13 protein-coding genes are annotated in these 14,923 nt (G+C 35.1%); 7 read left to right on the forward strand and 6 right to left on the reverse strand.

Annotated elements, in window-relative coordinates; genetic code table 11:
• Positions 1-23 precede the first annotated feature (23 nt).
• On the reverse strand, positions 24-2,510 hold the full coding sequence (gene topA, locus H5V42_RS04230; RefSeq protein WP_185781886.1) for a type I DNA topoisomerase: 2,487 nt from the start codon (positions 2,508-2,510) through the stop codon (positions 24-26).
• A 121-nt stretch (positions 2,511-2,631) separates the two neighbouring features.
• The gene (locus H5V42_RS04235) at positions 2,632-3,876 is read right to left on the reverse strand and encodes an LVIVD repeat-containing protein (RefSeq protein WP_185781887.1); all 1,245 of its coding nucleotides are present in this window, start codon (positions 3,874-3,876) and stop codon (positions 2,632-2,634) included.
• A 168-nt stretch (positions 3,877-4,044) separates the two neighbouring features.
• Here H5V42_RS04235 and miaB point away from each other — a divergent pair, with 168 nt between their 5' ends.
• From miaB to groL, 7 genes are all read left to right on the forward strand, one after another.
• On the forward strand, positions 4,045-5,490 hold the full coding sequence (gene miaB, locus H5V42_RS04240) for a tRNA (N6-isopentenyl adenosine(37)-C2)-methylthiotransferase MiaB (RefSeq protein ID WP_185782259.1): 1,446 nt from the start codon (positions 4,045-4,047) through the stop codon (positions 5,488-5,490).
• A 38-nt stretch (positions 5,491-5,528) separates the two neighbouring features.
• Positions 5,529-6,806 (forward strand): sigma-54 interaction domain-containing protein, encoded by a 1,278-nt coding sequence (locus H5V42_RS04245; RefSeq protein WP_185781888.1) that lies wholly within the window; start codon positions 5,529-5,531, stop codon positions 6,804-6,806.
• 20 nt (positions 6,807-6,826) lie between these two features.
• Positions 6,827-7,339: an LPS assembly lipoprotein LptE gene (lptE, locus tag H5V42_RS04250; RefSeq protein ID WP_185781889.1), complete on the forward strand. Its 513-nt coding sequence runs from the start codon at positions 6,827-6,829 to the stop codon at positions 7,337-7,339.
• Positions 7,340-7,344: 5 nt separating this feature from the next.
• Positions 7,345-8,352 (forward strand): hypothetical protein, encoded by a 1,008-nt coding sequence (locus H5V42_RS04255; RefSeq protein WP_313792124.1) that lies wholly within the window; start codon positions 7,345-7,347, stop codon positions 8,350-8,352.
• 2 nt (positions 8,353-8,354) lie between these two features.
• Complete coding sequence (gene secG / locus H5V42_RS04260) at positions 8,355-8,711, forward strand: preprotein translocase subunit SecG (RefSeq protein WP_185781890.1); 357 nt, start codon at positions 8,355-8,357, stop codon at positions 8,709-8,711.
• 146 nt (positions 8,712-8,857) lie between these two features.
• Entirely contained in the window at positions 8,858-9,130 is a 273-nt protein-coding gene (locus tag H5V42_RS04265; protein WP_185781891.1) for a co-chaperone GroES, read from the forward strand.
• A 99-nt stretch (positions 9,131-9,229) separates the two neighbouring features.
• Positions 9,230-10,864: a chaperonin GroEL gene (gene groL, locus H5V42_RS04270; protein ID WP_185781892.1), complete on the forward strand. Its 1,635-nt coding sequence runs from the start codon at positions 9,230-9,232 to the stop codon at positions 10,862-10,864.
• A gap of 108 nt (positions 10,865-10,972) precedes the next feature.
• Here groL and H5V42_RS04275 read toward each other — a convergent pair whose 3' ends face one another.
• The 4 genes from H5V42_RS04275 to H5V42_RS04290 form a co-directional block, all read right to left on the reverse strand.
• A complete protein-coding gene (locus tag H5V42_RS04275; RefSeq protein ID WP_185781893.1) occupies positions 10,973-11,686 on the reverse strand; it encodes a heavy-metal-associated domain-containing protein in 714 nt (237 codons plus the stop codon).
• Positions 11,687-11,808: 122 nt separating this feature from the next.
• The gene (locus H5V42_RS04280; protein WP_185781894.1) at positions 11,809-12,162 is read right to left on the reverse strand and encodes a heavy-metal-associated domain-containing protein; all 354 of its coding nucleotides are present in this window, start codon (positions 12,160-12,162) and stop codon (positions 11,809-11,811) included.
• A gap of 1 nt (position 12,163) precedes the next feature.
• On the reverse strand, positions 12,164-14,407 hold the full coding sequence (locus tag H5V42_RS04285) for a TonB-dependent receptor (protein ID WP_185781895.1): 2,244 nt from the start codon (positions 14,405-14,407) through the stop codon (positions 12,164-12,166).
• Positions 14,408-14,475: 68 nt separating this feature from the next.
• Positions 14,476-14,889 (reverse strand): HYC_CC_PP family protein, encoded by a 414-nt coding sequence (locus H5V42_RS04290; protein WP_229665599.1) that lies wholly within the window; start codon positions 14,887-14,889, stop codon positions 14,476-14,478.
• Between the last annotated feature and the right edge of the window lie 34 nt (positions 14,890-14,923).

Raw genomic sequence — 14,923 nt, forward strand, 5'->3', positions numbered from 1 at the left:
CGATTTGCAGGGGATTAATAGGTTTATTTTTTAGTTTTTGCTTTTGTTTTTCTTTTCTTAGGGGTTTTCTGCTCAATTAATGCTTTTACCTCATCTAACGAAAGTGCATTGGGGTCTACATCTTTTGAAATCTCAACTTTTATTTTGCCCTTAATAATGTTGTGACGTCCCCATCTTGCTTTTTCAATTCTTATTTCTTCCTCAGCCCATTCGCGAACTACTTTTTCTGCCTCTTTTTTCTTTTTAGCTTCAATTAGTTCTTCTATATCTTCCTGGGATAAATTATCAAAGTCATATTTTTTATTCACATTGATAAACATTCCATCCCATTTCAAGAACGGCCCAAAGCGACCAACCCCTTTAGTTACATCTTTACCTTCGTAAGCTGCAATTGGGGCATCTGCTTTTTGTCTTTCTTTGATAAGCTCTACAGCGCGTTCCATATCTACATCAAAGGCGCTCTCACCTTTATCTAAAGAAATAAATTTTTTACCAAATTTTACATATGGCCCATATCTACCAACATTGGCTTCTACTTCTTCACCCTCAAAAACTCCTAGTTTTCTCGGTAATTCAAAAAGCTCCATGGCTTCTTCAAATGATATGGTATTGATAGATTGGTCTGGTAGTAAGCTAGCAAATTGCGGTTTTTCTTCTTCTTCTGAAGTTCCAATTTGTACCATTGGGCCAAATCTTCCTAATCTTGCTGAAACCTGTCGCCCTGTTTTTGGGTCTGTACCTAAAATACGTTCTCCACTTGCTCTATCAGCATTTTCTTCAACATCTTTTACGGTAGGATGAAAATCTTTGTAAAAATCTTTCATCACTTTCTGCCAGTCTTCATCACCTGCAGCAATCTCGTCAAAATCTTCTTCAACCTTAGCCGTGAAATTGTAGTCTAATACGTTGCTAAAATGTTCTACTAGAAAATCGTTCACAACCATTCCAATATCAGTAGCTACTAATTTTCCTTTTTCAGAACCTACGGTTTCCGTTAGATTTGATTCTTTTATAGCTCCTTTTTCAAGTAACAATTCTACATATTTACGTGGCGTACCTTCTAAAGTACCTTTTTCAACATACCCTCTATTTTGAATGGTTGAAATTGTTGGAGCATATGTAGATGGTCTACCAATACCTAATTCTTCTAATTTTTTAACTAAAGATGCCTCTGTATACCTATAAGGCGGTCTTGTAAAGCGTTCAGTAGCACTAATAAATACGTTTGACAAAGCATCACCAACTTTCATATCTGGCAACAAACCATCTTGCTCGTCTGTATTGTCTTCATCATCTGTGCTTTCTAAATACACTTTTAAAAAACCGTCGAATTTTACCATTTCTCCATTTGCAGAGAATTGCTCACTATGCTTAGAGGCGTCAATTTTTACATTGGTTCTTTCTAACTGCGCATCACTCATTTGAGATGCTAAGGTTCTCTTCCAAATTAGTTCATAAAGTCTTGCTTGGTCTCTTTCTAATGAAGGACTTTGCATAGCCATATTAGTTGGTCTAATAGCCTCGTGTGCTTCCTGCGCTCCTTTTGCTTTACCCTTAAAATTTCTAACCTTACTATACTTTTCACCATAGTTTTCAATAATAGCTTCTTTGGCAGCGTTGATGGCTTCGTTAGAGAGGTTAACACTATCTGTACGCATATAAGTGATTAAACCAGCTTCGTATAAACGCTGCGCAACCTGCATTGTTCTAGACACATTAAAATACAATTTTCTAGATGCTTCTTGTTGCAAGGTTGAAGTAGTAAATGGTGGTGCTGGTGATTTTTTAGCTGGCTTTTTATCTAAGTTAGCTACTGAAAAATCTGAACCTATATTTTGATTTAAAAAAGTTTCCGCTTCTTTTTTACTAGCGAATGTTTTATTGAGTTTTGCAGAAAACGAATCACCACTTTGGGTTTTAAATTCAGCTTTTATTCGAAAGGATGCTTCTGGTTTAAACCCTTCTATTTCTCGTTCTCTTTCAACAATTAGTCTAACCGCTACTGATTGTACTCTACCTGCAGATAAACCTGGTTTTATTTTTTTCCAAAGCACTGGAGACAACTCATAACCCACTAGTCTATCTAAAACCCTTCTAGCTTGTTGTGCATTTACTAGGTTATAATTTATGTCTCTTGGATTCTCAATAGCCTTTTGTATAGCTGCCTTAGTAATTGAATTAAAAACAATACGTTTTGTATTCTTATTAGACAAACCCAATTCTTCAGCTAAGTGCCAAGAAATGGCTTCTCCCTCACGGTCTTCATCACTCGCCAACCAAATTACCTCTGCCTTTTTTGCTAGGTCTTTTAGTTTTTTCACCAAAGGTTTTTTGTCTTTATCAACTATATATTTTGGCTCAAAATTGTTTTCAACATCTACTCCTAGCTCTTTAGAAGGCAAATCAGCAATGTGACCAAAACTTGATTCAACTTGAAATTCTTTTCCTAAAAATTTCTCTATTGTTTTAGCTTTTGCTGGAGACTCAACAATTACAAGGTTCTTCGGCATTCGATTGGTTTTGAGGTAACAAATGTATAGGATTTTTTATTTTGAATTCGACTACTCAACCGTTTTAAACAAAAAACCCCGCTTAAAAACGGGATTTTTCGCACTAAATATTTATACTTAATTAATTCAATTGCAGCTCACTAATTAGGGCAATGTTGTTCTCCAAATATTTATATTGATAAAGCATGCCATCACCAACCATTAACAAATGTTCGTCTAAAGGAATTACATCAAAAGTGACGATGTTTTCAAAATGATTCAATTGTGGTAAGTCTGGTACATTACTCTTATTGTAAACCTTTAAACCAGAAGACCCATCACATATAAATAATTTATCCCCTTTAATTCCTAAGCCATAAGGTTCATCCATTGGATACATAACTTCTAACTGTGGATTTTCAATAGTAGAGATATCCACAATATATAAGCCGCTTTCTGTTGCACCGCAAAAATTTCCTCCTCTTAAAGTTACATAAGCATACTTATCATCAACAACTACGGGGTCACAAGCAGTGCCATGTTGAAATTCAGAAACAAATGTTGGTTCTGCTGGTGTGGTAATATCATATATATACATACCTCTCATACTGCCCAAAAACAAATAATTGTCTTTGTTGAAAATAGTTTCAATATCAAAGCCAGCAAACACCGGGTTTAAAGTTTCTGGTGCTTCTAATCTAGAAATATCGAATACATTAATATTATGACTATCTACCGCGTATAAGTACTCATCAACAATTTTAAATCTTGCTAAAGACCCACCTTGTCCGGTTCCACCGCCAGAATCGTTTGCTGCTTCAGCAAAGTCTACCATTCTAGCTTGCATGTCTTCTACTCTTCTGCGTTCTGTAATTACCTCCCAACCAACTAAAACCTCATTTTCATAATCTATTCCTTCCCATTCAAAAATATCTGCAGCAGGCCAAACTACATTGTCTGGCAATACATCTAATAGCCTATTTACAATTACAATATTTGAAATATCAGAAATATCTAATACCACTAAATCAGCTATGCTATCTGCGTACAAATAATCGTCTTTAATTGAAATATCAACATTACCGGCGATTTTAATAAAGGCAATTTTTTGAGGATTTTCCGGATTTGAATTATCAATCACATGAACTCCTTTGTACTTATCATTGATAAATATGTAATCTTGATACGCATATATTTTACCAGATTCATCTATAGGTTGCGGTGCAATTACATCAACACTTGTTGCAAATTCTTCTTTAGACATTACTAAAGGTTTGGCAACTAAATAATCAGCATATTCACCGTCTGGTTCATCATTAAGTAATTCACAAGAACTTAAGGTGAATAAAAAGCTGAGTAGTAAAATTGGATAGCAAGTTTTTTTCATGAGATTTTTTTTGTTTAATGATTAGATTGATAATCATGCTTTTATGATGAAAACTATTAAACAAAGTTGCGCTTAACTTTCTTAAAATTTTCCTGTCAATTTGTCACTAAATCATATATTCAGCTATCTTTGCTGCCCCAATGTAGAAAGATGAACGAAAGGGAAACCATAGAAAAAAAAATAGACGAAAGTATTCAAGGCTCTGCTTTAAATACAACAAATAACGCTAAAAACGGCCGTAAACTTTATATTGAAAGTTACGGCTGCCAGATGAATTTTTCTGATAGCGAAATCGTTGCTTCAATTTTAGCAAAAGAAGGTTTTAACACCACAAAAGAGCTTAACGAAGCAGATTTAGTTTTGGTAAATACTTGTTCAATTAGAGAAAAAGCTGAACAAACTGTTAGAAACAGGTTAGTTCATTTTAATGCTCTAAAAAAGCAAAATCCAAACGTTAAAGTTGGCGTTTTAGGCTGTATGGCAGAACGTTTAAAAAGCAAGTTTCTTGAGGAAGAAAAAATTGTAGATATGGTTGTTGGACCAGACGCCTACAAAGATTTACCCAACCTAATTCAAGAAATAGATGAAGGTAGAAATGCTGTAAATGTTATTCTTTCAAAAGAAGAAACTTATGGTGATGTTGCCCCGGTTCGTTTAAATTCTAATGGAGTAACTGCATTTGTTTCTATCACCAGAGGATGTGATAATATGTGTACTTTCTGTGTTGTGCCTTTTACAAGAGGTAGAGAGCGCAGTAGAGACCCGCAATCTATTCTTGAAGAGGTAAATGAACTTTGGAAAAAAGGTTTTAAAGAAATCACACTACTTGGTCAAAATGTAGATAGCTATTTATGGTATGGGGGCGGACTTAAAAAAGATTTTGAAAAAGCCACGGATATGCAAAAAGCTATCGCCGTAAATTTTTCAGGCCTTTTAGATATGGTAGCCAAGGCACAACCTAAACTGCGTATTAGGTTTTCAACTTCTAATCCGCAAGACATGACCTTAGATGTTATTGAAACCATGGCCAAGCATAAAAACATCTGTAATTATATTCATTTACCAGTTCAGAGTGGAAGCAATCGTATTTTAAAAGCAATGAATCGCCTACACACCAGAGAGGAATATTTTGAATTAATAGCCAACATTAGAAGAATTTTACCTGATTGTGCTATTAGCCAAGACATGATTGCTGGTTTTCCAACAGAAACTGAAGAAGACCACCAAGACACACTCTCTTTAATGGAGTATGTAAAATACGACTTTGGCTTTATGTTCGCCTATTCTGAAAGACCAGGTACCATGGCAGCTCGTAAGCTCGAAGATGATGTTCCTAAGGATGTAAAAAAAAGGCGTTTACAAGAAATTATTGCCCTACAGCAAGAACATAGTCTTCTTAGAACACAACAACATTTGGGTAAAATTGAAGAAGTTTTAATCGAAGGAACCTCTAAAAAATCTGACGCCCATTGGATGGGTAGAAATTCTCAAAACACTGTTGTTGTTTTTCCTAAAGCGCATTATAAAGTTGGTGATTTTGTGAATGTAAAAATTAATGATTGTACTTCGGCAACCTTATTAGGTGAAGCTATTGACTACAGTGATAATAATTAGTATTTCCCGCCACGGCGGAAATTAGGTTAAAAAAATTAATGGAGAACATACAAGCCATAAAGCAACGCTTTGAACTTATAGGTAATGACCCCAAGTTTAATAGAGCACTTGAAAAAGCCGCGCAAGTAGCCCCTACTGATATTTCTGTATTAGTTACTGGTGAAAGTGGTGTTGGTAAAGAGGCTATCCCTAAAATAATACACTCCCTTTCTCATCGTAAACATGCTAAATACATTGCCGTTAACTGTGGAGCTATACCAGAGGGCACCATTGACAGTGAATTATTTGGCCACGAAAAAGGTGCGTTTACAGGCGCTACTCAAACCCGTAGTGGTTATTTTGAAGTTGCAGATGGTGGTACCATTTTTTTAGATGAAGTTGGTGAACTACCCTTAACTACTCAAGTACGCTTACTAAGAGTTCTAGAAAATGGAGAATTTTTAAAAGTAGGTTCTTCTCACGTTCAAAAAACTAATGTTAGAATAGTTGCAGCCACTAACATTAATATGTTTGAGGCAATTAAAAAAGAAAAATTTAGAGAAGATTTATACTATCGTCTAAGTACCGTTGAAATCACCATTCCTCCGCTTAGAGAGCGTCAAGAAGATATTCATTTACTGTTTCGAAAATTTGCCTCTGACTTTGGTCAAAAGTATAAAATGCCTACCATTAGACTTTCAGAAGATGCGGTTGTACTTTTACAAAAATTCAGATGGCCTGGTAATATTAGACAATTGAGAAACATTGCCGAGCAAATTTCAGTTTTAGAAGAAAATAGAAATGTTAATGCTGCTATCTTAAATTCTTATCTTCCTTCTAATGCTGCAAGTTCAAATTTGCCTGCAGTAGTAGGTCAGCAACAATCACAAAGTGATTTTAGCAATGAACGAGAGATTTTATACAAGGTGCTTTTTGATATGAAAAGCGATTTAACAGACCTTAAAAAACTCACTTTAGAACTACTTAAAAATGGAGACAGTGAAAAAGTTCAAGAAGAAAATGAAGCCTTAATTCATAAAATTTATGGTGATGAGGATGCAAAATACGAGACTGAAGAATACCGTTCTGAAGTATTGCACCTACCAGAACCCATTGCGCATACAGATACTGATGTGCCTGCTAGAGAAGTCAACAATGACCCCTATCATTTTGCTGAAGAAATTGAGGAAGAAGAAACCCTATCTTTACAAGAGAAAGAAATTGAATTAATCAAAAAAGCTCTAGAACGTAATCGAGGAAAACGTAAAGCGGCAGCATCTGAACTAGGTATTTCTGAAAGAACCTTATATAGAAAAATTAAGCAATACGATTTATAGCGAGAGCTTAAAAATTATAAATGAAAAAGCTACTATCCTTATTTTTTGTTACCATTTGTATTCTTACTCTAGAAAGCTGCGGTTATTCTTTTACAGGAATAAGTACAACTGCTGAATCTTTTCAGGTTGACTTTTTTCAAAATTTTGCTGCCCAAAGTCCAGGTTCAACCTTTGAGCCAGGCTTAGATAGAGATTTCACCAATGCATTGCAAGACCAAATTACCGGTCTTTCTAGCTTAAATCTTGCGAGTGATAATGCTGAATTAGTGTACGAAGGTGAAATTGTGGAGTACCGTGTTACACCAATGACAGCTACATCAAATCAAACTGCGGCACAAAATAGATTAACCATAACCGTTAATGTTCGTTTTTTTAATAAACTAAAAGAAGACGATGGCTTTGAACAACGTTTTTCTTTTTTTTATGATTTTGATGCTAGTCAGTTACTTGAAAGTGTAAAAGGCGAAGCACATGAAATAATTTTTGAACGAATCACTCAAGATATTTTTAATGCTTCATTAGCTAAATGGTAATAGGTATGATGAATGTTTCAGACTTTTTTAGCTTGCTTAGAAAATCAGACACTATTTTGTCTCCTAAACAAACCAGAGACCTTGAAGAAATGCTAGCTGAATACCCCTACTTTCAAACAGCAAGAGCTCTTTACCTTAAAGGACTTAAAAATCTGGAAAGCTACAATTACAATAAAGAACTTAAAATTACTGCTGCACATACTACAGATAGAGAAGTTCTTTTTGACTTTATTACTTCAAGAGATTTTGACCAAAACAAAATTGCCAACAATATTATTGGCCGTGACCGTAAACTAGAAGAAACTGACACTATTGCAGAAGTAGTAGAACCTAGCCCAACAATCAATACCTTTTTAGGTGAATCTGATGAAGAACCGTTACCTCAGCGCAAAAAACATGCAGATGATATTCTTGACCCTAAATTGTTTAGTAACAAAGAAGACAAGCAAGAAATTGAGGATGATGTAGAGAGCTCAGATAAGTTAAAGTCTGAAGAAACTACTAAAGTTGATGGTATTGAAGATACGATAGGTAAACAAGTTGTAGACCACAGTAACAAGCCTGCTGATGCACCTCTTGAAGCTGAAAATCTGCAAGAATCACCAGAAGAACAATTAAACTTAGGCAAACCTTTACAGTTTAATAAAAATGAAAAACACTCTTTTATGGAGTGGCTTCAACTTACCAATCAAAAGAAATTTGAAAAGCCATTACCTAAAGAGCAAGAAAAAGAACAAAAGAAAAAATTTGAGCTACTTGATAAGTTTATACAATCAAATCCAAAAATAATTCCGGTTGAGAAATTAGAATCTGAGGTAGATATTTCAGAATCGACTTCTATAGCTAAGAATGAACTTATGACAGAAACGCTGGCTAGGGTCTACTTAGAACAAAAGAAGTACAAAAAAGCAATTAAAGCGTTTAAAACATTGAGTTTGAAATATCCAGAAAAAAGTAGTTTCTTTGCCGACCAAATTGAAGCAATCAAGCGATTGCGAAAAGATAAAGACTGATAATGAGTACGTTTACGATTTTCCTGATTTTGATTATCATAGTATGTCTGTTGTTGATTTTGGTAATCATGGTACAGAATCCAAAAGGTGGTGGACTTTCTTCGTCTTTCGGCGGAGGTGGAAACCAAGTAGTTGGTGGTGTTAAAAAGACCGGTGATTTTTTAGATAAAAGTACTTGGACCTTAGCCACACTGTTAATTGTATTAATTCTTCTTTCCAACATTTCATTAAAAGGAAATTTTGGAAGCACTGAATCTAAGGTTTTACAAGGTGATGGTGTTGAAAATACAGTGCCAGAGGCCCTACCAGATGAAAATCCAACAAGTAATGAAGCTAGTCCGTTAGACACGCTTAATTAATAGCATATTCTAAAAACTTACAAAATGCCAGCTTGAAGTGACAAGCTGGCATTTTTGTTTTAAAAAGTGTCAGTTTTTTGCGGATGGCATAATTTCTGCCTCATAGAAGTCATAATTCGAAAATTTAACAACTAAAAAATAATCAAATGGCTAACATTAAACCATTAGCAGACAGAGTGCTAATTGAGCCTATGGCTGCTGAGACTAAAACTGCTTCTGGCATCATCATTCCTGATACTGCCAAAGAAAAACCACAAAAAGGTAAAGTTGTTGCTGTAGGTCCTGGAACTAAAGATGAGGACATGACAGTAAAAGTTGGTGATTCTGTTCTTTACGGTAAATATGCGGGTACTGAATTAAAGTATGAAGGTGCTGATTACCTTATTATGAGACAAAGCGATATTCTAGCTATTGTTTAAATCAATTCTCATCCTCGAATTACTTTCGAGTTTTCAAAAAATTAAATTTTAGTTTAATACGTATTATCCTGAAAAATCAGGAATAAAAAAACAATTAAAATGGCAAAAGACATAACATTTGACATAGATGCAAGAGACGGCCTTAAAAGAGGTGTCGATGCATTAGCAAACGCGGTTAAGGTAACATTAGGCCCTAAAGGACGTAATGTAATTATAAGCAAATCTTTTGGTGCACCACAAGTAACAAAAGATGGTGTAACCGTTGCAAAAGAAATAGAGTTAGAAAACGCCCTAGAGAATATGGGTGCACAAATGGTAAAAGAAGTTGCTTCTAAAACCAACGACTTAGCCGGTGATGGAACAACAACAGCCACTGTTTTAGCTCAAGCAATCGTAAAAGAAGGTTTGAAAAACGTTGCTGCTGGCGCTAACCCAATGGACCTTAAAAGAGGTATTGATAAAGCGGTAGAAGCTATCGTGGCAGATTTAGAAAAACAATCTAAAACTGTTGGTGATTCTACTGATAAAATAAAGCAAGTAGCTGCTATTTCTGCAAACAATGATCAAGCTATTGGTGATTTAATTGCTCAAGCCTTTGATAAAGTAGGCAAAGAAGGTGTAATTACTGTAGAAGAAGCAAAAGGTACAGATACTTACGTTGATGTTGTAGAAGGTATGCAGTTTGATAGAGGTTACCTTTCTCCTTATTTCGTTACAGATTCTGAAAAGATGGTTACCGAATTAGAAAGTCCTTACATCTTATTATTCGACAAGAAGATTTCTTCAATGAAAGACCTATTACCAGTTCTTGAGCCTGTTGCGCAATCTGGTAAACCTTTATTAATTATTGCTGAAGATGTTGATGGTGAAGCTTTAGCAACTTTAGTAGTAAATAAATTAAGAGGTTCATTAAAAATTGCTGCCGTTAAAGCTCCTGGTTTTGGTGATAGAAGAAAAGCAATGCTAGAAGATATTGCTATCTTAACTAATGGAACCGTAATTTCTGAAGAAAGAGGCTTTACGTTAGAGAACGCTACAATTGATATGTTAGGTACCACTGAGCGTGTTACTATAGACAAAGACAACACTACAATTGTTAATGGTTCTGGTTCAGCTGATAACATTAAAGCTCGTGTAAATCAAATTAAATCTCAAATTGAATCTACAACCTCTGACTATGACAGAGAAAAGCTTCAAGAGCGTTTAGCTAAGCTTGCAGGCGGTGTTGCTGTACTTTATGTAGGTGCGGCTTCTGAGGTTGAAATGAAAGAGAAAAAAGACCGTGTGGATGATGCATTACATGCTACAAGAGCTGCCGTTGAAGAAGGTATTGTAGCTGGTGGTGGTGTAGCCTTAGTTAGAGCTAAATCAGTATTAGATAAGGTAAAAACTGAAAATGCTGATGAAGCAACTGGTTTACAAATAGTAGCTAGAGCTATCGAAGCTCCAATCAGAACTATTGTATCAAATGCTGGGGGGGAAGGTTCTGTAGTAGTAGCAAAAATCTTAGAAGGTAAAGGAGATTTTGGTTACGATGCTAAATCTGACCAATATGTAGAAATGACAAAAGCCGGTATTATCGACCCTAAAAAAGTAACTAGAGTTGCTTTAGAAAATGCCGCTTCTGTTTCTGGTATGATTCTAACTACTGAGTGTGCATTAACTGATATTAAAGAAGATGCACCTGCTGCAATGCCTCCAATGGGCGGCGGCGGAATGCCAGGTATGATGTAAGACATCAAAAACTATAATAAAAAAGGCCATGTGATTCACATGGCCTTTTTTATTCAATTTAATTTTCTAAGTAACTATTCAACCAATATTGAAAAATCTTTTGAGTTATTACATCATAAACAACATACTCACTGCCATTATTAGCATTACTGAGTTTTCAATAAAAGTAGCCTCAGTCATTGGTAAATTTAATGCTGTGCCTAAACACGCACAACGAATGCTTTTCTTATCCAATAAGGTTTTTGTTACGCCAACGGTAGTAATTCCTAATATCACGATTGTTGCAATTAAGGCTACCTGAACCTGAAAACGCATTAAAAACATAAGACCTAAAAGCAATTCTAAAAACGGGTACACCCAACCATAAACAGGTATTGCTTTTGCTAAGGGGTCGTACATTTTAAAACTCTCTGGAAAACCTTTCAAATCTAAAAATTTAAAGAAGCTAAAAACTATGTAGAATAATCCCATAAAATCTAGCATTGCACTTTGGGTATTCCAATCATTAAAATTCAGTAGCATAGAAGCTACAAACAAATAGGCAAAAATCAACAACAACGGTTTTAATTGTTTCAACTTAGATTCGCTTACCGGCAGCTCAAAATTTTCATCTTCACCGCTTTGAATAGTTATTGTATATTTTTCTGGTAACGCAGCTTTTAGTTTTGACAACGGTATATGTTTAAACATTGTTATAGCTGCTTTTGATTTTTCTAAATCTATATCAACCTCTTGTATATCTTCTAGTTTTTCAAGTTTTTGCTTCACTGATGCCACGCATCCGTTACAGGTCATACCAGTAATAGTATATGTATGTTTCATAATTATTGAGCGTTCAAAAAACGACTTCATTTTATCTGTAAACCTTTAAACTTAACAAAAAACAGGTTGAAAATTCTACCTCTCAACCTGTTCCAATGATAAATCTTTAAAAAAGTGGTTTTTTAATGTTTTTTAGAATCATCTGTGTCATCTTCTCTGTACTTACAACATGCATGAACATTATCGTAAGCTTCTTGTGTTGCCTTCAGTTCTTTTGAATCATGACCTACAGCTGCTATGGCCATTTTAACTTGCATAGAATTGGTTTTTCGCTCATCAATTACCAAGGATAACTCATGCGTAGGAATAGCCCAGCTGGCATACTTTACCCCATCAACACCTAATGCGGCTTTCTCTATTCTCATTTTACACATTTCACATTTACCATCAACGTCAAACGTAAGTTTTTTGTTTTTCTCTTGAGCGTTAACGCTAAGGGCCATTAAAAAACTAATAATTAAAACTATCTTTTTCATGTTATAAAATTTTATATCTAAGTCCGGCATATACCATTCTACCCATTATAGGACCGTATACAATGGTGGTATCAAAGTTTGTTCCAAAAGGATTATTTGCTCCAATAATTGGCATATTTTGCGTAAAACCCGTTAAATTTTCTCCACCTACATACATTTCAAATTTTGGTGAAAACTCACGTGTAACTTGTGAATTCATTAATACGTATGCATCCGCAAATTCTCCTAATTGGGTGGCCGCAGGGTTTGCTTCTGTATTAGGCAAACGTTGTTGACCTACTGCATGCATTGTGTAATCAAATTTCCAACGTGAATTGTTCTTAATTTTTGTTTGATATTCTAAGTTGGTAAAAAATCTATTTTTAGCCAAAAGTGGTTTTTGTAAAAGCCCAGTTTGGTAGGTAGTTTTTACATCATAAAATTTATAGGCCGTTCTAACTTTAAAACGCTCTAACAACTCATGACTTAATTCAATTTGAAGGCTATTTGCATAACTTTCCCCTTCTAAATTTGAAAAAACTACTTCTTCTGCATTTTCCCAATCAACCACAATTTGATTTTCAAAATTGGTACGATAAAAATCAACACTAAAATCTCCTTGTCTATTAAACAACGTAAAACCCTGCAAAAGGCTCAAACCAAAGTTGGTAGCCTTTTCTGGTTCAAAACCATAAATACTACCTCCATTGCCCAAAAGTTCAATTCTTCTAGAGCTCGCAAACATTCGCTGGTTTTCTGCAAAAAAGTTAGCTGCTCGCCTACCCATGCCAAAAGAACCACGTAAACTTGCGCGCTCCCAAGGCGTATATCTAATATGTAAACGGGGGGTGAAAAATTCACCCAGTCGATTGTGTGAGTCAAAACGTAAACCAGCTGTTAAACTCAACTTCTCCAAATTGGTGTAGGCATACTCAAAAAATGCACCAAAAGAACCATCTGTTCTGGTATACCTTACATTGTTAACCAACTCATTATAATCATCAATAGCAAGGGTTAATCCAGTTTTAAACTTGTGTTGCGTATTACCTATTATAGAATTGAATAACAAATTTGAATACACGCTTTGGTGTTCAATATTGTATTGGTTTAGACCATAATACGATTCTTGGTCATGTATACTATACGAAGCTTGAAAACCAAAGCTTTGAAACGGTAAATTAGGAAATACATAACCCAATTTCACTGAAGAGTCAAACCGTTTTGTATCAATCTCACTACCCCAAAGATTTGAGTTAGCTCTATTTTCTGGCTCAAACCCTTCTTGCCCTAATTGTTTACTATCAGTAAGGTATCTTAGATTTAAAAAACTCACCCAACCCGTTTCTGGATTTTGGTACTGCCACCTATTCATTACGTTAACTTGATTAGCCAATGGAGCGTCTAAAAAACCATCACCATTGTTGTCAACTTCAATATCTCTCCTATTGGTATGTAAATACAAACCTGTACTCCACTTCTTAGAAAGCTTTGTGTTATAATGGGTGTTTAGTTCCAATCTCCCATTTCTGTTCCCATAAAGGTTTACGAATAAAGGTACATCTGTTAACGGTTTCACCAACTCGGTATTTATCTGACCAGATATACTCTCATAGCCATTAATAACGCTACCCATACCTTTTGTTATCTGAATACTTTCAACCCAAGTACCTGGAGTGAAAGTTAGACCAAAAGTTTGCGATGCACCTCTAACCATTGGAATGTTTTCTTGAGTAATTAGTATATACGGACTTGTTAACCCTAGCATTTCAATCTGTTTTGTACCCGTTATGGCATCATTGAAATTAACATCAATAGAAGGGTTAGTTTCAAAGCTTTCTGATAGGTTACAACAAGCCGCTTTTAACAATTCTTCACTGCCGACCGTAACTACATTTTGAGCACTGAAATAGGACTTTTCTAGCGATTCTCTCTTATCTTGAACCACTACCTCATCTAGTTGGTTAGCAGGCTTAAGTGCTAATTTAATTTTAGTAGGTTTATCTATAAAAAGTGTATCGGTTTGAAAACCAATATAGCTAACCACTAACTTGTTATATTCGTTTGAAAAAGAAATGGAAAAATAGCCATCTTCGTCTGTGATAGTTCCAATTGGGGAGTTTAACCAATATATATTGGCTCCGCTCAAACCTAATTCTTCACCTGCTGCGGTGGCTTCAAAAATTTGACCTTCTACTTTATCTTCTTGTGCGTATGCTGAAAGCTTTATTACTATTAAACTGGCAAGTAGCCAGAAATGTTTTTTCATTAGTTATGTATTTGATTTATAATTCAATTAATTGGGTGCTATCAAACACCATTCTAGAATTGATAAAATCAAATTATATAGACTTGATAAAGTTCTTGAAAATCTTTTTTGAGGAGAGGTGGCGGGTCATTAAAATCTAATACGGCATGTTCAGAATTAGAATTAAAAGATTCTAAAAACGAAAAAACATAGGACTGTAAAACCCACTGTTGCTGAAAATCTAAATCTTGCCAGGTTACCTTTTGTAAATCATCTTGACCCTCTAGAGTAAAAGATTCGTCACCACAGCAATGCGAAGTTTCTTGGTCAATTTCCAACAATTTTAATGCCGCTTCCATTCCACAATCTTCAGCGGAATGAAAAAAAGCAATATCCATAACTCGCCCCATGCAAAAATGCTTATCCACAGTCCAAGAAACTGTAGATAGTAACACTAAAAGCGCCAGAAGCGAATTAATTATTTTATGAATTACTGCTTTCACTTGGCAAATTTACTTAAAATCATTAGGTTACACG

Origin of the sequence: Croceivirga lutea (genome assembly GCF_014235875.1) — a bacterium.
Classification (GTDB): Bacteria; Bacteroidota; Bacteroidia; order Flavobacteriales; family Flavobacteriaceae; genus Croceivirga; species Croceivirga lutea.

Bases quoted from the DNA above. Each gene is read 5' to 3' on its own strand.
- topA (WP_185781886.1), bottom strand. From the start codon at position 2,510: ATGCCGAAGAACCTTGTAATTGTTGAGTCTCCAGCAAAAGCTAAAACA.
- H5V42_RS04235 (WP_185781887.1), bottom strand. From the start codon at position 3,876: ATGAAAAAAACTTGCTATCCAATTTTACTACTCAGCTTTTTATTCACC.
- H5V42_RS04245 (WP_185781888.1), top strand. From the start codon at position 5,529: ATGGAGAACATACAAGCCATAAAGCAACGCTTTGAACTTATAGGTAAT.
- lptE (WP_185781889.1), top strand. From the start codon at position 6,827: ATGAAAAAGCTACTATCCTTATTTTTTGTTACCATTTGTATTCTTACT.
- H5V42_RS04255 (WP_313792124.1), top strand. From the start codon at position 7,345: ATGATGAATGTTTCAGACTTTTTTAGCTTGCTTAGAAAATCAGACACT.
- secG (WP_185781890.1), top strand. From the start codon at position 8,355: ATGAGTACGTTTACGATTTTCCTGATTTTGATTATCATAGTATGTCTG.
- H5V42_RS04265 (WP_185781891.1), top strand. From the start codon at position 8,858: ATGGCTAACATTAAACCATTAGCAGACAGAGTGCTAATTGAGCCTATG.
- groL (WP_185781892.1), top strand. From the start codon at position 9,230: ATGGCAAAAGACATAACATTTGACATAGATGCAAGAGACGGCCTTAAA.
- H5V42_RS04275 (WP_185781893.1), bottom strand. From the start codon at position 11,686: ATGAAACATACATATACTATTACTGGTATGACCTGTAACGGATGCGTG.
- H5V42_RS04280 (WP_185781894.1), bottom strand. From the start codon at position 12,162: ATGAAAAAGATAGTTTTAATTATTAGTTTTTTAATGGCCCTTAGCGTT.
- H5V42_RS04285 (WP_185781895.1), bottom strand. From the start codon at position 14,407: ATGAAAAAACATTTCTGGCTACTTGCCAGTTTAATAGTAATAAAGCTT.